A 20,165-nucleotide genomic window follows, 5' to 3' on the forward strand; every position below is an offset into this window, starting at 1 on the left:
GCGGCATCTAGCGTCGTTTGCGTTTTTGCCTTGCTATCCCGTTGCCTCAGGTATATCCGGAAAGTCACGGCACGTTCCTCTCCCGCAAGCCTTTTTTGAGATGAGCGATATTCGCATAATGGTGGCGGCTGTGATCGGCGACATGCCAGATGGCCCAGCGAATCGCAGCCTGATGCCCGTTCTCGAAGGGAACGAAGCGTTCCAGATCTTCATCGCGCAGCCCCAGGCAGATCTCCCTCAATCGGTCCTGAACGTAATCATATTCATCCAGCAGCGTCTCCAGCGGGATGCCGCGAACTATGGGCAGCCTTCCCTCCGCATCCGTCATCGGTCCATAACGCGCTTCCAGTTCGGGCGGAACCTGCCTCGACTGCAAGCGGTATACCCAATGAAGATCGACAACGGCAAGATGCCGGAGCAACTGGGCAATGCTGTTCATGTCATTCTGCGGCCCCCGATAATCGATGTCTGTCTGGTTCAGGCCGGCGACCAGGCGCTTCAGCCGCTCGTATTTTACTCCCCTCTCAATTGTTGATATAAAGAAAGCATGCATTCTTTGTCCTCTCCCAAAGCGTGCATGCCTCCTGTATCTCGTATTCAATTAGCCCCTGAACAATGCTTCCGGAACGCGGGCATCCCAGCTCTCCGGAATCGGCAAGCCGAGAGCCGCTGCCACGACGGCGGCCGTATTCTTGAAGGTCAAGCCTTCCAGATCGGCGTTCGGATTGACGCAAGGCCCGGCTGCCGCCCAAAAGATTGTCCGATCCATCGGGTGATCGCTTCCGTGATTGCATCGATGTTCTCCGCCGCCGCCATGATCGGTGACGAACAGCAGAAGACTGTCCTCCAGCCATCCCCTGCGATCGATGGCATCCACAATCCGGAGCAGCCGCTCCTCCGCCTCTGCAATCGCCTGATGCTGCTGCGGCGTATCGTAACCGCTCTGGTGGCCGAGCGCATCGGGGGCGTCCAGGGCGAGATAGAACAGGCGGATATCCTCCGCCGCCCCGATATATTCGCAAGCCGCATCCGTCAGCTCCGCATCCGGGGCGCAATGCTTATGGACGCCGATTCCCTCTTCCACCAGGCCGTAATTAATCGGGGGCCAGGCGGTGAACGAAGCGAGCGTCCACTCCGGGTACCGCTCCCGCGCGAGCCGGAAGAAGGACGGATACGCCGAGTCGAGCGGAAATCTCTCGGCGCCGGCGCGCTCGTTGTGGTAACCGTGCTTGTCGGGCGTAACGCCGTGCAGCATCGATCCCCAGCACTCCGCGCTAATCGTCGGCAGCTCGGTCATCGCATCGAGCGTCACGACTCCTCGCTGTCTTGCCAGACCGGCAATCTTCGAGCGGTTCAACCGCTGAAGAAAATTGCCCGCTCCATCCATACCCAGTACGAATACCCGCCGTGCATAGCTTGCCTGCTCCACCTGGATCATCTCCCGTCTTCAGGATTAAATGATACCGCTATCATAGCATAATAAATGGAGATGGTTAACCTGTAGCGGTAAAAATTTCGGCATCGTGCAAACACACCGAAAATAAGCATGCAACCCTTGTATCCGGCAGATACAAGAATCGCATGCTTCCATGGCTGCCTCCTGTCGGAAAACAGGCAGGCCTTCCTATGCATTGTCCATGTCCAATCCCGTTCAGGCACGCTTCATGGCTGCGATAATCAAATCGCCCATCGCGGCCGTCCCGAGCGCCTTGGATTTGTCGGTCGCGATATCCCCGGTGCGGTGTCCGGCATCCAGCACTTCCTTAACCGCGTTCTCAATCGATTGCGCGGCATCCTCGTAGCCGAACGTGAGGCGGAACATCAGCGCTACCGACAGAATGGTCGCGATCGGATTCGCCACGCCCTGGCCCGCAATGTCAGGGGCGGAGCCATGAACCGGCTCGTAGAGGCCGAAGCTGCCTTCCCCGAGCGAGGCGGAGGACAACATGCCGATGGACCCCGTCAGCATGGCGGCTTCATCGCTCAAAATATCGCCGAACATATTTTCCGTCACGATGACATCGAAGCTCGACGGCCGGCGCAGCAATTGCATCGCGCAGTTGTCGACGAGCACATGCTCCAGCTCGACATCCGGATAATCGGGAGCGATGCGGTTCACCGTCTCGCGCCAGAGGCGGGATGTCTCCAGCACGTTCGCCTTGTCAACCGAAGCGAGCTTCTTGCGGCGCTTCTGCGCAATCTCGAACGCCTGGCGCACGATGCGCTCCACTTCCTGCACATTATAGACGCAGGTATCGACCGCCTCTTGCCCGTGCTCGCCCTCGCGGCGCAGCTTCTCGCCGAAATAGATGCCGCCGGTCAGTTCACGCACCACGATGAGGTCGGTTCCCTCCAGCACTTCCGGCTTCAAGGTGGAAGCATCCTTCAAGCAGTCGAAGATGACTGCCGGACGAATATTCGAGAACAAGCCGAGCGCCTTGCGAATGCCGAGCAGCCCGGTCTCCGGACGAAGCTCCTTCGGATTGCTGTCCCATTTCGGGCCGCCGACCGCCCCGAGCAGCACCGCGTCCGCCGCTTGGCACATCTGAAGCGTCTCCTCCGGAAGCGGGGTACCCTTCTCGTCAATCGCAATGCCGCCGAACAAGCCGTGGCTTGTCTCGAAGGCATAGCCGAACAGCTCCTCCGTTCGCTTCAATACTTTCTCCGCTTCGCGGACGACTTCCGGGCCGATGCCGTCCCCGGCGATTACCGCAATTTTCTTCACTTCCGCCATCCCAGTCACTCCTCGTGTCATCATCATTTCTTTAGTTGTAACATAAAGCCCGGAGATTGACCAAGATATAAAATCTATTGTTTTGATAGGAAAAACCTATAAGTCCGTATCTTGCGATGAATAAAATACCCGGCGGGAGAAGCTGCTTGTCCGCACTCTTCTCCGCCGGGCTTGTCCTGCCCGCTTCCCTTCGCTAGACGGAACGTGCCTGCGGCACATTCCATCCGCGCAGCAGCGGCACCACCTTCGCATAGGCTTCGTTCACATCCGCCGCGTCGATGACGATAGGCTCCCGGTTGTACTGGAGCGCCGCATGCTCATAGCGCGGATCATAATAATACTCCAGCAGCAGCGCCGCTACGTCGTCATAGCGGCCGTCTTCCAGCGCGGACTCCACCTCGCGCGCTGCGGGCGTATGCATTCGGCGGCGAATCTGCTCGAACGATTCCTTCACCTTCTCTGCATGCTGCTCCGGCTGGTAGTCGGCCATCAGATTGCGGACGCGCTCCTGGACCGGCATGCACACGGTGAAGACGGTGCCGGCGCGCTTCGCTTCCACCAGGAATTCCGGCAGCACGACCTTGCCGATCCGGCGGCTCTCCCCTTCGATCAGCAAATAAGGCCGGTCCTCCGCTTCCAGCTTCAGCAGCTCATCGAGCAGCAGCGCCTCGAATTTCTTCTGATTGTTCGGCTCCAGTCCGATATGCCCGAAGATCGATCCGCGGTGCCCCGCCAAGCCCTCCAGATCCAGCACGGGATATCCGTCCTCGCGCAGCCGCTGCAGCAGCTGCGTCTTGCCGGTCCCGGTATGGCCGGCGAGCACGATGCACGGGGCCTGCAGCCGGTACTCAGCAAGCGTCGATTGCACCCAGCGGCGGTAAGAACGGATGCCGCCGAGAAGCCGGAACGTCTTCAGCCCCATCAGCGACATCACGGTAGCCATCGTGCGGCTCCGCATTCCGCCGCGCCAGCAGTAAATGACGACCGGGCCCTTCAAATCGCGAAACTGCGCATACAGCGCGGGCAGCTTGGCCGAGGCAATGGCCAGACCGCGTTCCTTGGCGGCTTCTACGCTCACCTGCTTATAAATCGTGCCGATCTCGGCCCGCTCCTCATCCGTGAACAACGGAATATTGATGCTCCCCGGCATGGTGAATTCCGCATACTCTCCCGGAGAACGAACATCAACCAGCGTGGCGCCTGCGGCACGCTTCGCCAGGCATTGCTCCAATGATATATCCTGCATGATTTCACCTCTAGTTGTCTGTCTCGAACTTCGCCTGCAACCGTAAGGATGCTCTTAATCTACTCTACCTTATTTTATCATAGACAGCCATGCCTGATCTCATACGACAGCGGCCCCGCTATCCAACGGACGTTCGCCGTGCCCTTTTCCGCTTCCGGGACATATGTAGTAATAATCTTGTGATATCTGCTTACTCTCAAGTCCGTTCCCAGGAGGTGGTTCACATTACAACGGTAAAAGCCCTCATCATGGCAGGAGGGAAAGGCACTCGCTTCTGGCCCTTTAGCCGTTCCATCCGGCCGAAGCAATTTTTGCCCATCCTTCACCCGCAATCCATGCTAGCCGATACACTGCAGCGCATGCTGCATCGTGTGCCGCTTGAACATATCCATATCGTGTCGCTCGCGGAATATGTTCCTCTGATCCGGGAACAGCTTCCTGAGTTTCCGCCGGAGCATATCATCGTGGAACCGATGGCCAAAGATACGGCCGCCTGCATCGGCCTGGCCGCACTCCATATGCTGCTGCAAGGCGAGGACCCTGTCCTCATCACCCTGCCGTCGGATCATTATGTATCGGATCCGGAAGCGTTCCATGCCGCGCTTCAGACGGGAGTCGAACGCGCCGCGGATGAAGCTTGCGTCGTCACGCTCGGCGTGCGGCCAACCCGACCGGAGACCGGCTATGGCTATATCCGGATCGCGCCCGGGGAAGACGCTGAGCCGATGTCCAGCCTGCAGGTGACGGCGGTGGAGCAATTCATCGAGAAGCCGCCGCTGCCGCTGGCCGGGCGCATCTTCGCCGACGGCAGGCACTATTGGAACACCGGCATCTTCATCTGGAAGGCCTCCACCGTCATGCATCTGCTGGAGCAGCATCTGCCGAAGCTGCACCATATTTTGATGAGAATGAAGAAAGTGCTGCTGGAGCATTCGCCGGATGAATGCGCGCTCCATTCGCTCTACAGCCAGATCGAGAACCAGTCCATCGATTACGGAGTCATCGAGAAATGCGATTCCATCTATATGATTCCCGTTCAATACGGGTGGGACGATCTGGGCAATTGGAACGCGCTGGAGCGGGCCGAGGCGCAAGATATGTCCCGGAACATCATTCACGGCCTCCATCAAGGCATCGATACGAACGGCTGTATTATTCACGGCAAGCCGGGGCAACTGATAACGACAATCGGGGCGGAAAATCTGATCATTGTCGCGACCGATGATGTATTCCTCGTCTGCCACAAAGACCGGACTCAGGATATCAAAACGCTGGTCGCCCGTCTGGAGGAGCAGGACCTCCAGCGCTATCTCTAAATTCCATCCTCCCCAAGGAGGGAAGCAGATGAGTGGAGAGACTGCCATCCACAATATAGGCACCCTATTCGAGCCGACGGGATATGCTAAAGCAAACCGGCAACTGCTGCTTCAATTCATCCGCCGCGGCGTATATCCCAAATTCTCCCCTGTCCATCCCGAAACGGTCCTTACACCTATGGCGCCTGACATCGCGGCTGAATTAACGGCTTTGATGCATCGTCCTTTGGCGCCGCGTCATACAGTGCTGTTCCATTATCCGGCTCATGCCTTTTTCCGGGATCCCGTTGGGTATTCCATCGGCATGACGATGTTCGAATGCAACCGCCTGTCGTTCACCTGGGCGCGCCGCTGCTCCATGATGGATGAAGTATGGGTGCCGTCCACCTTCAACCGTAACAGCTTCATTCAATCGGGCGTGCCGGCGCATAAGCTGCAAGTCATGCCTTACGGCGTCGATCCGGATGTGTATCACCCGGGCGCGCCTCCGCTCCCGATTCCCGGCAGACGGGAGTACGCTTTCCTGTCGGTCTGCTCCTTCGACGAGCGCAAGGGCATTGATTTTCTTCTGCAAGCGTTCCTGGCGGAGTTCTCCCCATCCGAGGACGTCTGCCTAATCATTAAGACGCGCGCCTCGACGGCTGAGGAGATCGGCCGGCAGCACGCCTATATCAATAACCTCGCTTCGCAATTGACGGGGCGGGCGAATGAATCGGTCATCCTGTTGTCCGCGGTCCACTCCTGGTCCGAGGAAGATCTGGCCCGGCTGTATACTTGCGCGGACAGTTACGTTCTGCCGACGCGGGGAGAGGGCTGGAGTATGACCGTGATGGAAGCGATGGCCGCCGGCCTGCCTGTCATCACGACCCGCTGGTCGGCCCACCTCGACTTCGTCAACGATCAGAACGGCTATTTGATCGATGTGGAGCGGTTCACTCCGTTCCTGCCGTCGCAATCCCGGCTATTATGGGCCTTGCCCAGCATCGCACACCTTCGCCAGCTGATGCGCCATGTCCATACCCATCGGCAAGAAGCCGCAGCCAAGGCCGCCCTGGGCCGCCATACCGTCATCGGAACGTATACATGGGAGGCGAGCGCCCTGCGCATGCTGCAGCGACTGCAGGAACTAGACAGCCGGTAAAAGGAGAATCCACCTGTATGATAAGTCTCATTATTCCGACGATCCATCATACGGATCTGGTGAAGCATTGCGTCAACAGCTTCATCAACACGGCCCATGAAGCATACGAGATCATTGTCGTCGATGACGGCAGCCCGCCTCCAATCCAGCATGATCTGGCCGCCTGGGCCTCCTCGCTGAACGTCCGCTTCATCCCCAAGCAGACCAACGAGGGCTTCAGCCGGACCGTCAACCTGGGCTTGCAGCACGCTGGCGGGAGCTATGCGCTGATTGCGAATAACGACATCATCTTCCACGAGCCGGGCTGGCTGCAGCAAATGCTGGCGGCGATGCAGCTCTCTCCAGAGGTTGGCATCGTCGGGGCGCGGCTGCTGTATCCGAATATGACGATTCAGCATGGCGGCGTCATCCAGGGGCCAAAAGGGAATTTCGATCACCGCTATCGCTTCCAGCCCGCCGATCACCCTCCCGCCCAAGCGGTGGAGGACGCGCCTTCCGTCACAGGCGCCCTGATGCTGATCCGGCGGGAAGTGTTCGAACGGATTGGCCTCTTCTCGGAGGAGTTCTTCATCGCCTATGAAGATGTCGACTTCTGCTACCGCGCCAGACAACACGGCTTCCGCGTCATCTACTGCGGTACGGCCTGCGCCCTGCATTATGAAGGATTTACGCGCGGGACGACGCGGGAGAATAAAAACCGGTATTGGCGAATCAAAGAAATGGAGGCCCGCAAAAAGTTCTGGGCCAAATGGGGAGGTTATCAGATCCAATGAGCGCGCCGCTTGAAGTTGTCTATGTACTGGAGCTTACCGGCTTGTCCGGCGGCATTCGCAATGTGATGGAGCAGGTGAACCGGCTGCATGAGATGGGCGTAAAGGTTCATCTGTTCGCGCTGGACGGCCAGCCTTCCTGGTTCCCGCTGCACATCCCCGTGCGCCGCTTCCCGAATTACCGGATGATGCTGCACACCCTGAAACGGATGGACTGCATCAAGGTGGCAACGTGGTGGAAGACGCTGGCCGTCGTCTGGCACAGCTGCGATTGGCGCAGAGGCGGGCGGGGTATCCCGTTCTATCTCGTTCAGGATATCGAAGAAAGCTATTATCCGAATTGGCCGGATATGCAGGAGCGGGTCCGCCAAACGTACCGAGTCCCGGTCCATATGCTGACGATTGCCGATTGGACGACCCGACAGCTGCTGGAACGGTTCCAGCAACACGCAACCAACATCTCGATTGCCGTCGATTTCAATATCTACAAGCCGAACCGGACCCATGACTACGATGCGCAGCGCATTCTCGCCTGCAGCCGCCGCAGCCAGCATTTGAAGGGCTTTGACGTCACCGTGCACGCCGTGACGGCAGCATGCCGCCAACTGCCGCATGCTTCCTTCGTTACGTTCGGCGTCGAGCCTCCGGGCATTTCAGGCATCCCGCATCATCATTTCCCGAACCCGCAGGATCAGCAGTTGGCCTACCTGTATGCCAACTGCGGAGTATTCGTGCAGACGTCCTACCACGAAGGCTTCGGGCTCCCGATTTTGGAGGCAATGGCCTGCGGGGCTCCCGTCGTCACGACGAGGGCGGAGGGCAATGAGGAATTTTGCAAGGACGGCTGGAATTGCATCCTCGTCAACAAGGGCGACGCCGATGGCGTAGCCCAGGGCATCGTCCGGGTGCTGTCCGACCCGGAATTCTCCCAATTCCTCGTCGCCAACGGATTCGAGACCGCCAAGCATTACAACTGGCCCCGGGTCATGAACAATCTGTTGAACGCGTTCCACGCCAGGCTGACGCAGCAGGCATAAGGCTTGCGTCAACATGCAAAATCGCCAGCTTCCCTTGAAGCTGGCGATTTGTCCGTTGTGCTCCGCGCAAGTTGCCGGAAGATGAGCCGGCAGGAGCCGATCCTGCAAGCTCTCTCTTATCCCGGAAGGGCCTCGTAGCGGATGCCGGCGAATAATTCGTTCCATGCCTGATCGCTCTCCGCATCCCAGGCGATCGGCGCCTCCACCGCGCAAGTATGCGCCAATGGCCAATCGAGCTCCACGATTCGGCGATCGGCCCGTGGATTGACGACGAGCAGGCGGAATTGGTGCCGGACGATCGAGGCCAGCGCGGCTTCCAAGGCCGCCGCCTCCTCATGGGAGGCATGCAGCCGGAAGAAAAAGATCCATTCCGCCTGCTCGATATTGCGGAGGAAGCGGGCAATTCTCCGCTGCAGCGTCTGCTGAAATTCCGGATATTTGCGGACAATCCCCTCCAGTTGATCCGCGACCAAAAAATCATGAACCGACTGCACCCCGTAGACGCGATCCAGTAAGGAATAGTTATGGCCGTTGAACTCCGTTCCGTCCACCTCGATATGGTCGGAGTACATAAATCCGGCGAACCGGTTGCGAAGCAGCAAGCAGAGCCCCGGGATCGAGTTGGAGTACATCCAATCGATGACCCCGCTGTAGGGCCGCAGGCCATAGCGCTCCAGCCGCTGCGCCGGGTAACAGTTCGAGCCCAGGCTGTATACCGCCTGATACGTTCGCTTGATGTCGGTCAGGCGCATCGCTCTTGCCTCCTTTTGATAGATGTTCGTGACATCCTCTGTCACATGGCCAGATTGAACGGCGTCGAATACGTCTCCTGCGCCATCCGTCCTCCCCATTTCAGCTCGTAATACCGCTCGTAAAGCGGCCAGGTCGAATCGATAAGGAAGTTGAGGCGCGGATCCGACTTGCGGCTGGAGCTCTCATGATGATCTACCGCCAGCCCCGTGAAAATTTCCTCATACCCTGCCAGCCTGAGCCGGCGGTGATAGTCGATGTCCGCGAAATAACTGCTGAACACCGTATCCCAGGGCCCCGCCGCGCGGACCGCTTCCATATTGTAGGCCGCCAGCGCATCGAAATTCGTCAAGGCCAGCCCCCACTTCCGTCCGTTCTGCTTCAGCTCCGTCAAGACGCGCAGGAAGGCTTCCGGGGTTCCGGGATGGGCCTCGGCATCCGTATGCATATACATGACCGCGTCCGCCCCCTGCTCGGCGGCAATCCGCTGGAACCAGTTCATGGACTGGGTGAAGGTCAGCGGAACGGGCGGATGGATGATGTTCACCAGCCCGGACAAGGCATGGCCCTTCAGCTCGGAATTCGCCGAGTTATCCAGAACGTACGTATGCGGCCAATAAGGGCGAATGCTGGCAACCGCCCGGTTCAGCAGATCAAGTCGGTTGACATACGGGATGCCCACGATGTAACGCATTGCCGTCACTCTCCATTCATATCAATTGTATACGGTCGGCAATATGCTGCGCGGCATGCGACCATGTCCAGCGGGACATCACTTCCTGCGCGGCGTTCAGCCCGCGCTCCCGCGCAGCTTCCCGGTTCTCGTATACATGTCTCATCAAAAACGCCAAATGCTCATAGTCGGGATCGGCCCAGCGGAAATTGGTATAGTACGGGCATTTGGCAACCGCCGGCACGAGCTGCTTGACCCGGATCGGATATCCCGTCCGTTCGTTCAGGAAGTCGCGCTGCGCGCTCCAGTCGGTGGCAATGACGGGCAGGCCGCACGCCATCGCCTCCAGTATCGGCATGCCCCACCCTTCCCCGCGGGTCGGCAATACGAAGCAATCGGCGGACCGGTACAAGCTTCCGAGCAAATACGACGGGAGCTTCTGATTGTGCAAAATCAGTATCTTCGATTCCGCATGCTTAAGATTCAGCTTGCGGATTTCGGCCAGCACGTTGATCGTCGGGTCGGCGTTCATGATTTTGCATACGAGCAGGACATTGTCGTTGGCGAATACGTTGGCGAAGGTGCGCAGCATATCCTCCGGATTTTTGCGTTCGCCCCACTCGAATACCGACAGGAACGTGAACCGATCGGAGAAGCGGGCGGATCGGATGCCGGGATGGAAATAGTTCGGGTCCACGCCGAGCGGCATAATGCGGATCGGCACTCTTACCCCGCTGTTGCGGAACGTCTCGGCATTGAACTGGGACGGCACCCATATCTCATCCATGCGATTGCATTGATGGACCCATTCCTCCGGAACTCCGTCCACCTCCAGCATCGTGTAGCCGATTTTGTATTTGCCCTCGTTCTTGAAAAAGACATCCCCTTGTCCATAGACGACCTCCGGCGCGTTCGGATCGGCATGGCGCATGCGAAAAATATTGATTCGATAATCGTCGCTCATCGGCGGCTCTTCCGCGGCATGCGGGGTGCCCGGTCCGTACACATAACGGTAATGCATTTTAATCCGTTTCTCGTCCAGCGCGATCATCAGATTTTTGGATGATGTCGCATAGCCGGTTGGCGCATTCACGATCGAATGCCAGTTCAGCCTTTTCTCATAGCTTCCTTCGAGCCGCGACTGCCATTTGTCCCGAAAGATGATGCGCGATTGCTCGAACAGGCCGGAGAAATCGACTTGATTCACCTTTGTCGTCGTATTTTGGGAGTGGGTCAGCGTCACGCGGCCGTCGCAGACGACCCGGTAGCCCCGCTCCAGCGCCCGAAGGCAATAGTCGGTATCCTCGAAGTAAGCGAAATAATCCGTATCCAGACCGCCAAGCTCCTCCAGAATGCTCCGCTTCACGTAAGCGCAGGCGAAGACGACCCCCTGCACATCCCGCGCGGACGCATATTGGCGGATGTCCGTTTCCAGTCCGCCGATCTGCTGCCCCCAGCAGGTCTCCGCAAATATATAGGTGCCTGCGTGCTGCACCAGTCCGTCGTCGCCGCGCAGCCGGCAGCCGACGACGCCGATATTCGGATCCGAATAGGCCGTCTCCTGCAGCCGTTCCACCCAGTGGGGCTCCTCCGCCACGATATCGTTGTTCAGCATCAGAATATCGCTGCCGGGATCGCAAAGGGTGATGGCCAGGTTGTTGCCTGCCGTAAATCCGATGTTGGCGCCATGCGCAATCACCCGAATCCACGGAATGCTCTGCAGGTAAGGGAGCGTGCCGTCGGTGCTGCCGTTATCGAACACTACGATCTCAATGCGGTCGTGACGGGCCGTCTTCTCCAGAGAAGCGAGGCACCGCTTCGTATGCTCCAATCCGTTCCACGTCAAGATGACAATCGAGACCTTGCGCTGAAGCGGCGGAGCGGGCAGCGCCGGTGGCTTCGTCCCGGACTCTTCCCACTGAGACAAGTGGAAGCTGCCGAGCTCAATCGGGCCGTTCAAGCGCGGGAACTCCGGCTGCGCGAGCAGGGCCTGGCACTCCGGAGACGTAAGGATGCCAAGCAGGACGGACATGCGGCTTCTTCCGTGGCGCAGCATATGTTGGTAATGCATGAGCGCCTGGTCTTCGGCGTCGCGGCATAGCAGCTCCACGTACACATCGCGGACGAATTCGGAGTCTCCCCTGGTCAGCATCAGGCTGGAGAAGGTGTAGCACAGAGCCGCGTGCTCGTTGTAGCCTCCTCCTCCCTGCGCCAATTTCTTCTTCATCTCGCTCCTGCGAAGGAAGCTGACCAGGATCAACAGCTTGCTGTGGCCGGCTTGAAGCAGCCGGGTGAAGTGCCTGATGCCATGCGGTTCCGGTTCCTTGTTCAACAGCTGCCTGTATAGTTCTGCGATGAATTGCTCGCCTTCCAATCGGAACAACAAGTAGAGCCTTTGGATCAGTATCAATAAGAATCCCTCCAGCACTTGCGGATAATACTGGAATTAGTGTATTAGCACAATCCCCCGTTTGCCTGTGCGTATGACCTTGGATCGCGCATCGCCTGAAGGAGCCAAGTCCGCCATTGGGGCCGGGAGAGCTAATTCTTCCTTCCGCCGAATAGAATGAATAGAGAGCAACATTGCCAGGGCAGGAGGGAACAGGTATGGAGCTTCGCTATTGGGTAGCTAACAGCAGCCATATGTCCGTCATTCGTCAGGACGGGGACGGTCTCGTCATTGAGCTGCTGGAGCACAGCCGGTGCGGCCATACGGCGGAGCTGCGGCTGGCCGATGCTGCCGGCATGTATGATGTATGTCAGGACGCTCAGGACTACGTCCATATTGTATATCTCAACCGACATCGCCAGCTGATGCACGCCCGGGTTCATCCCGATCAGGAGGGGCTTCAGACCAGCAAGCTGCCCGGGGAATATGCCGGGCTCGCCGGCTTGAAGCTGACCCGCTGCTCGAACCGGCTCCATCTCTTGCTGCAGTATGCTTCACGCGCCGAGCATGCGGCGCTCACGGGAATCCACTGGAGCGAGCCTGCCGTGATGGCGGAAGCGGACCGCGTCATCGCCATGCAGTGGTTGACGAGCGAACACCCTCTCTCGGCCTTCGGCCTGCTGATGAGACAGGGCAGGCTTCTTCTATGCCGCTGGAACTACGACTCCGCTTCCGGCTCGTGGAAGGCGGCCGGTGAAGGAGTGAACCTGCCTCTGGCGGACGCCGGCGCTCCCTCGCGCCTCGTTCGTCTGCCTGCCGGCGCCGTTCCCGAACCGGAGCGTGCCCGATGTCTCCTCGTCCGGCTCCTGGCCGGGCAGCTCGCGTTCGCGATCTACGAATCCGAAGCGGACGGAAGCTGGCACGCGATCGCCGAAGAAGCGATCGCCATTCCTTCCCCTCCCGCTTCCGTCATCGCCTGCGGCGCCGATCAGGAACGGGTCCGCTTCAGTTGGGCGGCCGGGAATATGATCTGCCGCATTGATTACGATCTTGCCACGAACCTCTGGGGACGGCTGTATTCAACCGCCTCCGCCCATCCGGTCTCGTGGTGCGCGGTCACCGAAGCAAGCTCCGGCGGGCCGGAACCGCAATCGATTACCGACGGCCCCTCCATTCGGGAGGCGATCCGCTTAAGCGGGACGGAGATCGACGCCTATCGGGCCGATCGCGACTTCCGCTCCAGCATTCACTTCGCGAAGCGGGCCCTCTCCTCCGTCGAGCGGCTCTCTGGCCGCATCGCGCCCTTGGAGGAAGAGCGGAAGCAGTTGGAGCAATCCCTGCAGATGGTTCAATCCCGGATTGCCGAACTGGAAAGGCGCCTCTCCATCCTGGAGGAAGAGCTGCGGATTCGCCGCTTAATCAGGCGAGTTGGACGCGCCGGACACGACATTTGGCGGCTGCCTGCGGAAGGGCATCATGGGCAGAGCGGGAAGGAGCCCGCCGAAGCCTCCTTCCGTTCGACCCTGTATACCGCCCATTCACGCCCGGTCCCTCCGGCGCTTCACCGCCGCAGCATCGCCGCCGAGCCGACTATACAGCCGGCGGCCGGCACGCCGCCTGTGAACTGAGCGTTCGCCGTTCTATTCTCTTCATGAATTTACGCATAAAGTGAGGTGCTTCGCATGACCGAACCGCAAGCTGCCCTCCCGGCAGCAGAATGCCTGTTCCAATCCGTCATCGACTTCGACACGGAGGCGGAACGCGTATCCGCCTTCGTCACGATGCTCTTCCGCAACGCCGGATCGGAGCCGATCGAACAGCCTCGCATCATCCTCTCCGTCAGCCCTGCCCGTTCCTGCGACATCAGCGGAAAAATTCTCTCTCCCCAGCTCATTCCCGCCTTCAGCGTCTACGGGAAGGACGGCCGGAAATCGGGCTGGTCATTCACGGAGGATGAATGGTTCGCTAACGGCAAGGCTACCGGGGAGTACATCATTCAATCGATCGAACCGCTGACGATGCCTCCGGGCGTCTGGCTGGAAATGCCGGACTTCCATGTCTCGTGCGCCATGGAGAGGCTGAGGGACGGCCCGCTTGCCATCCATGGACTCCTGGAAGCCGGGGAGTTGCGTTTCCCGGTGCTTAACCCGATTTCTATCCACTGCAGCTTTTGAGTGATCCGCATTTATGTGCGAACGTCTAGAGAACTTGCCTCCGCGCTTGCATAGAGTAATGAAGCAGCTGCTGTCCCGGGGTGATATGCCGCCTCGGGCTAGTCGAAAAGGAGGGCATCATGAGACAAATTATTAAAAATTTGGTAGGCATCTGCGCACAGATTTTGCCGTGCGAAGAGCCGATTTATGAATTCGGTTCCTACCAGGTGGAAGGGCAGGTTGGATTTGCGGACTTGCGCCCGTATTTCCCGGGCAAAACGTATGTCGGCTGCGATATGCGGCCGGGCACCGGGGTCGATCTCATCCTCGATCTCCATCAAATCGCGCTCCCTGACGAGACGGCCGGGATGGTGCTCTCGCTCGATACGCTGGAGCATGTCGAGGATCCGCGTCTTGCGCTGACCGAGATTCACCGCATCCTGAAGCCGAACGGCATCGTCATCATCAGCTCGGTGATGAATTTCGGGATACATGATTACCCTGCCGATTATTGGCGCTTCACCCCGGAAGGCTTCGCCAGCATTTTGAAGCCGTTCGATACCGTCATTACGGATTACGCCGGGGAAGCCTTGTTCCCGCATACGGTCGTCGGCATCGGCATCAAGGGAAGCGCGGTGCCGGAGCCAGTCGTGGCGCAGCTCCGCCATGCCTTGGCCATGTGGAGAGAGAACAGCTACCACCAGCATTAACCTTCGCCATACGCCGCGGATCCGCATGACCTGATTCACGCCGACTTCAAGCCGATCCAGGCCGGAAGGAGGGGGGAAATACAGAAATGATCGTCTTTATGAACCAAAACCCGGCCTATTCCGCTTACGCTATCGGGGATTGGAGCTACGGGGAGCCCGATGTGTTCTCCTGGGGGGAAGGATCCACCCTGACCATCGGCAAGTTCTGCTCCTTTGCCGCGCGGGTCACGATTTTGCTCGGAGGGGAGCATAATGTCGACTGGGTCACGACCTACCCGTTTAATCCGATTTTTCCGGCGGCCTCCCCTTATACAGGGCATCCGAAGACCAAGGGCAACGTGGTCATCGGCCATGACGTCTGGATTGGTATAGACTCCTATGTGCTGTCGGGCGTAACGATCGGCCACGGAGCCGTCATTGCGGCCCGCAGCACCGTCTCCAAGGATATCCCGCCTTATGCGATTGCAGGCGGCAACCCGGCGCGCGTCATCCGGTACCGCTTCCCGCCGCATATCATTGAGGGCCTGCTGCGCATCGCCTGGTGGGATTGGCCGATGGAGCGGATTCAAGCCGCTTGGCCGCTGATGCTCTCGAATCGAGCAGAAGAGTTTGTCCAGCTATATTCAGCCCGCTAACGATGGAGGGAGAGCGATATTGATCCATTTTTGGAACGCGATTATACGCCCGGTTCTGGAGCTTGCCCGGCCTGCGACCATCGTCGAGGTCGGCTGTGCCCAAGGGTGGAATACGTTGAATCTTCTCAGCTATGTCCAGTCGGTTCCGCAAGGCCGGCTCATCGCCGTCGATCCTTCGCCTCTGTTCGATGTCGCCGCTCTGCAGCAGCAGTTCGGGAGCGCCTTCGTCATGATTCCCGATCTCAGTCTGAATGTGCTGCCTCAGATGGGCCCTTGTGACGCGGCGCTGCTGGACGGGGATCATAACTGGTACACCGTCTACCATGAACTGAAGGCATTGGAAGGACACGGGCGATACCCGATCGTGTTTTTGCATGATTTGGAATGGCCTTACGGCAGAAGAGATATGTATTATTTTCCGGAGTCGATTCCCGAAGCTTACCGGAAGCCGAGCGCCCGCAAAGGCATGCTGCCGGGAGTGAATGAATTGGTCGAAGGCGGCCATAATTCATCCGTGCATAATGCGGAATACGAGTACGGGGAGAGAAATGGCGTTTTGACCGCCGTAGAGGACTTCCTTCGGGATACGAAGCTTCGCCTCCGGCTGCACCGGGCCCGAAGTCAGCACGGCCTCGGAATTATCGTTCCCGACGAATCGGGGGCGGACCATCACCTGAACGAAGCCATTCATCATATCGTTGCCGCCTCGGGCCTGTAGCCCCTGGACGAAGCGCTGCCATGATCCGCAAATAAATCTCGCCTGCGGATCATTGGCGTGCGCCCAAGATGTTAGTCCCGATGAACATGTCGTGAACAATCGTTCCGCAAGGACCGGCCAGGGCGATGCCGATGCCCGCCTGAATGCAAATCCCCGCCTGGCTGAAATGCGCTTGATCCAATTGGTGCGGTGTCTGCCGACGTTCATCAAGATGAGACAAGCCGCAGTTAAGTGAAAGGAAGTCTTCCAAGAAACGCTTACAAATTGGTATAACATATGAATTACAGTTCCACATCCATCTGAACCGCTGAATTTTCCATAACTCGAACCCGCCGTGCCCTGCAAGATTGTGTGAATGAATCTAGTAAATTCATCCAAGCCAAGCTATTCCCTCCTTCATAAATTAGTAAAGTAGGAGGACATCCCACCGTCCTTCGAACACAAGATGAAGGAGGTTTAACCTTATGCCACTCGTTCCTATTCAACGGCTTACGAGCAGTACGGCGAATGTGGTCTCTGCTCCGGATCGGGTAACGGCAGTGAACAGTCTCTTGGCTGGAGCGGCCCCCAATGTTGTCAACGTCGGCAATGCGCCAACCATCTGGCCTCAGCTCGCCAAGTTCGATAATGACAATACGGTGTTCGCAGCTGCACCAAATCCGCAATTCGTCTGGACGCAGCCAGTCTTTATTCCAGGCGAGACGCATGGCTTCGCTGCCGCGTCCGTTACGATCCCGTTACAGATCGGGGTAGTCAACGACTTCTTGATTGCGTTGACTGTATTTGCCGACAACGCGGTTACGGCACGCATTCAAGCCTTCTCCTCTCTCGGCATCAACCTGTTCCCGGTACCGGGGCTGGATGTCGATTTGATTGCAGGCTCTCTCGATCCGACAACCGGGTTGACGACAGATGTCGCTAACCCGTATAACTGGCAAAATGTCCGCTTCTATTCAATTCCGGCTTCTCTTGGACTGATCAATATCAATATCGGTGTTCGCTTCGTATTCTCGTTCCAGGTAACGAACTACTTTACGACTGGCGCTATCAATACGGCCGGTCTCGCCTTTGCCGCCGATATCTATCAGAATGTGCTTCTCTAATTGAATCGCCCCCTTATTGGAGATTCCAAGTTGAGCTGCATAACTTCCGCCATGCTCGCGCTTGCGGGCATGGCAGCCTGTTTTGAAGGAGGAGACCGTCATGCCCTTGATTCCGATTCAACGGGTCGTCAGCCACGAGCGCAGCGTCATCTCGGCAGCCGACAGAGCCGCAGCGGCGGCACAGCTCTTGTCCGGAGGCGCTCCCAACGTCGTCCATACGGCCAAGCTGGCTTGGCAAGAAAGCGTTCTCGCGTCCCTCATCGATAAAAACAGCGAATTCCTGCCGGGTCCGGTGCCCGAACTGATCGCCCCGCCTGCCGGTCCCAAGCGGAGTGAATACAGAGGCTTCGCGGCCCAGACTTATCCCATCCGTCTGGAGGTTCATCATCCTGTTTTTATCCGCTTCTGCATTTACGATCCGACCCGCACCCATTTCCAGATCGATCTCTGCAATATCGAAAAGCTCAATATGCTGGAGGCTCCCGTCCCCCTCATCATCGGGGGTCAGCCGTCCACGTCCCTGTTCTGTTCCCGGACGGCCGATCGGCGCAGCGGCAAGGCAACGCAGCTTATACGCTGCTACAGCATTCCAATCCAGTTCGATCCGGCTTTCATCGGCCTTGACGTCCAATTTCTCTTCTCCTTCGAGCAAGCCGGCTCCTCTCTCTCAAGCGGGCCTCATATGAGCGGGTTCGCCTTCACGGCCGAGGTCTATCAATCCGTGCAGGGCAAATAGCCGTGCCGAATTCATGCACGGCGCACTCTTATAGGCTGACAAGCAATATCTGCTCTTCCTTTATTGTCCCTTCTGCAATGCGGAAGCTGCGGACGCGAGGACGTATCCGCCTCAACGAGATGATGAGATACGAGCACGAGAACACCGCATGCTCGACATCGAAGGGAGACGGGTAGGGGGAGCCGCTCGGGTGGGAATGATACAGGCCCAGCAGTTGCTCGCCAAGGCTCTCCATATCGCGCAGTGCCCTCGACAGCTCCTCGCCGTCCATCGTGAATGCGACCGGGCTCTGCTCCTCATTGCGGATACGCCAGCATCGGGCGGCGACGCCATCGCGGCCGGACAACAGCCCGCATGCTTCCATGGGCTTTTCCTTGATGCAATGGCCTACCATGTCGCGGTAGGCTTGCGCCGTCATGTGAATGGCATCCATGTTACGGCTTACGGCTCCTTTCCCTGTCCATGGCGAGCATATGAAAAGGCTCCGGCTTGGTCCGCTTGTCTGTGGACTGCTGCGCTTGGTTCAGTTGGCTTACATAGCTGAAAAAAGACGGCTGGGGCTGCTGTCTTCGTTCCGGATCGCGATGCATCCGGTTGCCGGAATGCGACTGCAGCCATAAGAACATGGAGTAATTGGTCGTGCGCGGCTTCGCTTCCTGCTCTGGACCCGGGTCATGCTCCTCGTTCGCTGCGGCCTCCTCTAGAGAACCTGAAGCCTCCTCTTGCTCAGATTGTATTTCGGAATGAACCCGTTCTTCCGGAAGCGAAGCTTCGGGCTCCGTCGCTTCCCGCACTCGATCCGCCGCGTCTGCGGGGTTCCCGTCCCCTGCGGGCAAGGCTGCCGCTTCGGGCTCTTCACCGGTAGCCGGTCCGCTGTCCGGCACTGCCGCTGCCGGCTTCTCCGCCTCCACAGGTTCCTGCTCAACCAGCTTCGGCTCCGCCGCGGGCACCTCCTTCGTGTCCGCTATCTTTACCTCAATGACCTCGGCTCCTTCCGCCTCCAGCCTCCGCTCCTCCTGAAGCAGATTCAGCCCGTTCTCCTGCTCCTTCTCCTTCTCCTTCTCCGCTTCCGCCAGCTCCACCCGGATCGGGTTCAGCTCGGTGGTCTCCAACTTCAGCACTCCATGCCGTTCCTGCTGGACAGTCTCTGCCTCCTCCGGCTCCGCCTTCACAACTTCTGCCGGCTCCTTCGCGCTCCCTTCCGGCTGCGTCGGCTCCTCCCGCCCTTCCTCTGCCGGTTCAAGGACCCGAGCCGCCCCTTCGGCTCCCGCTACTCCATCCACCGCCGAAGCTTCACCATTCGACCCGGGCACCCGGGAGTCCGCTTCCACCTCGGAAGCGGCAGGCCGAGGAAGATGATACCCTGCCTCTATCTGGCGTTCTTCCAAGATCCGAAGTTGCTTAATCAGCTCCATAAGCGGCTTCTTGCCGAAAAAAATCGTGGCTGCGCCGACAACGCCATCGGTCAACTGCTGCCGCTCCTCTTCACCCATGCTGTCGAAGCCGCCGTATGCCAACCCTACCAAATTCAGCGTCTGGCCCGGCTGAGGCAAAATATAACTCAGTCCGCTCTTCCAATGAAAGCTCACCCCCTGAATCAGCATATCGCTATATCGGGCAATGTTCTGGACTAACAGGTTGGCGAGCTGCCGGCTTGCCTTCATCTGATGCAGGAAATAATAGACGACGACTTCCTTTCTCTCCCCGTCGGCCGGCTGCAGCGACAGCCATATGCTCTGCTTGCCGCTATCCCATTCCTCGGTGCAGCGTTCCCGATCTTGTTCCGATTCGATAATCCACACCTGGAATCCGGCATGCTTCAACGAATCGCGCATCATCTGCAGCAGCGGGGACGCAACGCCCCCTCCCTTGTTTTCCAGCACGATCTGGTATTTATGCAGCGGATTGACCACGTTCAAGATTTGCTTGCTTTTATCCAGATGGAAAGTAAAAGAATGCTTCCCCAGCAGTTGATACACATCGGGCAAAAACTCGTCGGCTATCGTGCACAGCGGCTTCGCATTAATCTGAATTTCCATATCGTCCTCCTCGCT

The 20,165-nt window shown here is 58.4% G+C and carries 21 protein-coding genes; 11 read left to right on the top strand and 10 right to left on the bottom strand.

The window, feature by feature from the left end; genetic code table 11:
• Positions 1 to 64: 64 nt before the first annotated feature.
• From NNL35_RS26235 to mnmH, 4 genes are all read right to left on the bottom strand, one after another.
• Positions 65 to 553 carry a DinB family protein gene (locus NNL35_RS26235; RefSeq protein ID WP_006675187.1) on the bottom strand — a complete coding sequence of 163 codons (489 nt, stop codon included), beginning with the start codon at positions 551 to 553 and terminating at the stop codon, positions 65 to 67.
• Positions 554 to 601: 48 nt separating this feature from the next.
• Positions 602 to 1,429: an alkaline phosphatase family protein gene (locus NNL35_RS26240; protein WP_006675186.1), complete on the bottom strand. Its 828-nt coding sequence runs from the start codon at positions 1,427 to 1,429 to the stop codon at positions 602 to 604.
• Positions 1,430 to 1,651: 222 nt separating this feature from the next.
• A complete protein-coding gene (gene leuB, locus NNL35_RS26245) occupies positions 1,652 to 2,734 on the bottom strand; it encodes a 3-isopropylmalate dehydrogenase (RefSeq protein WP_006675185.1) in 1,083 nt (360 codons plus the stop codon).
• 193 nt (positions 2,735 to 2,927) lie between these two features.
• Positions 2,928 to 3,980: a tRNA 2-selenouridine(34) synthase MnmH gene (gene mnmH / locus NNL35_RS26250; RefSeq protein WP_006675184.1), complete on the bottom strand. Its 1,053-nt coding sequence runs from the start codon at positions 3,978 to 3,980 to the stop codon at positions 2,928 to 2,930.
• 248 nt (positions 3,981 to 4,228) lie between these two features.
• On the opposite strand from mnmH, the gene NNL35_RS26255 reads away from it, so the two are divergent.
• From NNL35_RS26255 to NNL35_RS26270, 4 genes are read left to right on the top strand one after another with little or no spacing between them, the layout of a single operon-like run.
• A complete protein-coding gene (locus tag NNL35_RS26255; RefSeq protein WP_006675183.1) occupies positions 4,229 to 5,296 on the top strand; it encodes a mannose-1-phosphate guanylyltransferase in 1,068 nt (355 codons plus the stop codon).
• 28 nt (positions 5,297 to 5,324) lie between these two features.
• Positions 5,325 to 6,437, top strand: coding sequence for a glycosyltransferase family 4 protein (locus tag NNL35_RS26260; RefSeq protein ID WP_006675182.1), 1,113 nt, complete (start codon positions 5,325 to 5,327; stop codon positions 6,435 to 6,437).
• Between the two features lie 17 nt (positions 6,438 to 6,454).
• Positions 6,455 to 7,210, top strand: coding sequence for a glycosyltransferase family 2 protein (locus tag NNL35_RS26265; RefSeq protein WP_006675181.1), 756 nt, complete (start codon positions 6,455 to 6,457; stop codon positions 7,208 to 7,210).
• Positions 7,207 to 8,244: a glycosyltransferase family 4 protein gene (locus NNL35_RS26270; RefSeq protein WP_006675180.1), complete on the top strand. Its 1,038-nt coding sequence runs from the start codon at positions 7,207 to 7,209 to the stop codon at positions 8,242 to 8,244. The genes NNL35_RS26265 and NNL35_RS26270 overlap by 4 nt, the downstream gene beginning before the upstream one ends.
• A 116-nt stretch (positions 8,245 to 8,360) precedes the next feature.
• On the opposite strand, the gene NNL35_RS26275 is transcribed toward NNL35_RS26270, so the two are convergent.
• From NNL35_RS26275 to NNL35_RS26285, 3 genes are read right to left on the bottom strand one after another with little or no spacing between them, the layout of a single operon-like run.
• Entirely contained in the window at positions 8,361 to 9,041 is a 681-nt protein-coding gene (locus NNL35_RS26275) for a DUF1796 family putative cysteine peptidase (RefSeq protein WP_254553865.1), read from the bottom strand.
• Complete coding sequence (locus NNL35_RS26280; protein WP_006675178.1) at positions 9,038 to 9,688, bottom strand: glycosyltransferase family 2 protein; 651 nt, start codon at positions 9,686 to 9,688, stop codon at positions 9,038 to 9,040. The genes NNL35_RS26275 and NNL35_RS26280 overlap by 4 nt, the downstream gene beginning before the upstream one ends.
• Before the next feature lie 16 nt (positions 9,689 to 9,704).
• Positions 9,705 to 12,077, bottom strand: a complete 2,373-nt coding sequence (locus NNL35_RS26285; RefSeq protein ID WP_006675177.1) for a glycosyltransferase — start codon at positions 12,075 to 12,077, stop codon at positions 9,705 to 9,707.
• Between the two features lie 197 nt (positions 12,078 to 12,274).
• Here NNL35_RS26285 and NNL35_RS26290 point away from each other — a divergent pair, with 197 nt between their 5' ends.
• The 5 genes from NNL35_RS26290 (at position 12,275) to NNL35_RS26310 (ending at position 16,272) form a co-directional block, all read left to right on the top strand.
• Entirely contained in the window at positions 12,275 to 13,684 is a 1,410-nt protein-coding gene (locus NNL35_RS26290; RefSeq protein ID WP_006675176.1) for a prefoldin domain-containing protein, read from the top strand.
• Between the two features lie 54 nt (positions 13,685 to 13,738).
• Positions 13,739 to 14,230, top strand: coding sequence for a hypothetical protein (locus NNL35_RS26295; protein WP_006675175.1), 492 nt, complete (start codon positions 13,739 to 13,741; stop codon positions 14,228 to 14,230).
• Between the two features lie 119 nt (positions 14,231 to 14,349).
• Positions 14,350 to 14,919, top strand: coding sequence for a class I SAM-dependent methyltransferase (locus NNL35_RS26300; protein WP_006675174.1), 570 nt, complete (start codon positions 14,350 to 14,352; stop codon positions 14,917 to 14,919).
• A gap of 89 nt (positions 14,920 to 15,008) precedes the next feature.
• Complete coding sequence (locus NNL35_RS26305) at positions 15,009 to 15,554, top strand: CatB-related O-acetyltransferase (protein ID WP_040730003.1); 546 nt, start codon at positions 15,009 to 15,011, stop codon at positions 15,552 to 15,554.
• Positions 15,555 to 15,573: 19 nt separating this feature from the next.
• Positions 15,574 to 16,272 (top strand): class I SAM-dependent methyltransferase, encoded by a 699-nt coding sequence (locus tag NNL35_RS26310; RefSeq protein WP_006675172.1) that lies wholly within the window; start codon positions 15,574 to 15,576, stop codon positions 16,270 to 16,272.
• A gap of 49 nt (positions 16,273 to 16,321) precedes the next feature.
• Here the strand turns inward: NNL35_RS26310 and NNL35_RS30475 are convergent, their stop codons facing one another.
• A complete protein-coding gene (locus NNL35_RS30475) occupies positions 16,322 to 16,453 on the bottom strand; it encodes a hypothetical protein (RefSeq protein WP_274380344.1) in 132 nt (43 codons plus the stop codon).
• A 283-nt stretch (positions 16,454 to 16,736) separates the two neighbouring features.
• Between NNL35_RS30475 and NNL35_RS26315 the strand changes: the two genes are divergently transcribed.
• Together NNL35_RS26315 and NNL35_RS26320 are read left to right on the top strand one after the other, a co-directional pair.
• The gene (locus NNL35_RS26315) at positions 16,737 to 17,375 is read left to right on the top strand and encodes a hypothetical protein (protein ID WP_006675171.1); all 639 of its coding nucleotides are present in this window, start codon (positions 16,737 to 16,739) and stop codon (positions 17,373 to 17,375) included.
• Positions 17,376 to 17,475: 100 nt separating this feature from the next.
• Positions 17,476 to 18,111, top strand: coding sequence for a hypothetical protein (locus NNL35_RS26320; RefSeq protein WP_006675170.1), 636 nt, complete (start codon positions 17,476 to 17,478; stop codon positions 18,109 to 18,111).
• A gap of 28 nt (positions 18,112 to 18,139) precedes the next feature.
• Here the strand turns inward: NNL35_RS26320 and NNL35_RS26325 are convergent, their stop codons facing one another.
• Positions 18,140 to 18,544: a M67 family metallopeptidase gene (locus tag NNL35_RS26325; RefSeq protein WP_006675169.1), complete on the bottom strand. Its 405-nt coding sequence runs from the start codon at positions 18,542 to 18,544 to the stop codon at positions 18,140 to 18,142.
• A gap of 1 nt (position 18,545) precedes the next feature.
• Entirely contained in the window at positions 18,546 to 20,150 is a 1,605-nt protein-coding gene (locus NNL35_RS26330; RefSeq protein ID WP_006675168.1) for a hypothetical protein, read from the bottom strand.
• Positions 20,151 to 20,165 lie beyond the last annotated feature (15 nt).

This window comes from Paenibacillus dendritiformis (genome assembly GCF_945605565.1).
Taxonomy (GTDB): domain Bacteria; phylum Bacillota; class Bacilli; order Paenibacillales; family Paenibacillaceae; genus Paenibacillus_B; species Paenibacillus_B dendritiformis_A.

Coding starts and splice junctions, on each gene's coding strand:
- NNL35_RS26235 (WP_006675187.1), bottom strand. CDS start 553: ATGCATGCTTTCTTTATATCAACAATTGAGAGGGGAGTAAAATACGAG.
- leuB (WP_006675185.1), bottom strand. CDS start 2,734: ATGGCGGAAGTGAAGAAAATTGCGGTAATCGCCGGGGACGGCATCGGC.
- mnmH (WP_006675184.1), bottom strand. CDS start 3,980: ATGCAGGATATATCATTGGAGCAATGCCTGGCGAAGCGTGCCGCAGGC.
- NNL35_RS26255 (WP_006675183.1), top strand. CDS start 4,229: ATGGCAGGAGGGAAAGGCACTCGCTTCTGGCCCTTTAGCCGTTCCATC.
- NNL35_RS26260 (WP_006675182.1), top strand. CDS start 5,325: ATGAGTGGAGAGACTGCCATCCACAATATAGGCACCCTATTCGAGCCG.
- NNL35_RS26265 (WP_006675181.1), top strand. CDS start 6,455: ATGATAAGTCTCATTATTCCGACGATCCATCATACGGATCTGGTGAAG.
- NNL35_RS26270 (WP_006675180.1), top strand. CDS start 7,207: ATGAGCGCGCCGCTTGAAGTTGTCTATGTACTGGAGCTTACCGGCTTG.
- NNL35_RS26280 (WP_006675178.1), bottom strand. CDS start 9,688: ATGCGTTACATCGTGGGCATCCCGTATGTCAACCGACTTGATCTGCTG.
- NNL35_RS26290 (WP_006675176.1), top strand. CDS start 12,275: ATGGAGCTTCGCTATTGGGTAGCTAACAGCAGCCATATGTCCGTCATT.
- NNL35_RS26295 (WP_006675175.1), top strand. CDS start 13,739: ATGACCGAACCGCAAGCTGCCCTCCCGGCAGCAGAATGCCTGTTCCAA.
- NNL35_RS26300 (WP_006675174.1), top strand. CDS start 14,350: ATGAGACAAATTATTAAAAATTTGGTAGGCATCTGCGCACAGATTTTG.
- NNL35_RS26315 (WP_006675171.1), top strand. CDS start 16,737: ATGCCACTCGTTCCTATTCAACGGCTTACGAGCAGTACGGCGAATGTG.
- NNL35_RS26320 (WP_006675170.1), top strand. CDS start 17,476: ATGCCCTTGATTCCGATTCAACGGGTCGTCAGCCACGAGCGCAGCGTC.
- NNL35_RS26325 (WP_006675169.1), bottom strand. CDS start 18,544: ATGGATGCCATTCACATGACGGCGCAAGCCTACCGCGACATGGTAGGC.
- NNL35_RS26330 (WP_006675168.1), bottom strand. CDS start 20,150: ATGGAAATTCAGATTAATGCGAAGCCGCTGTGCACGATAGCCGACGAG.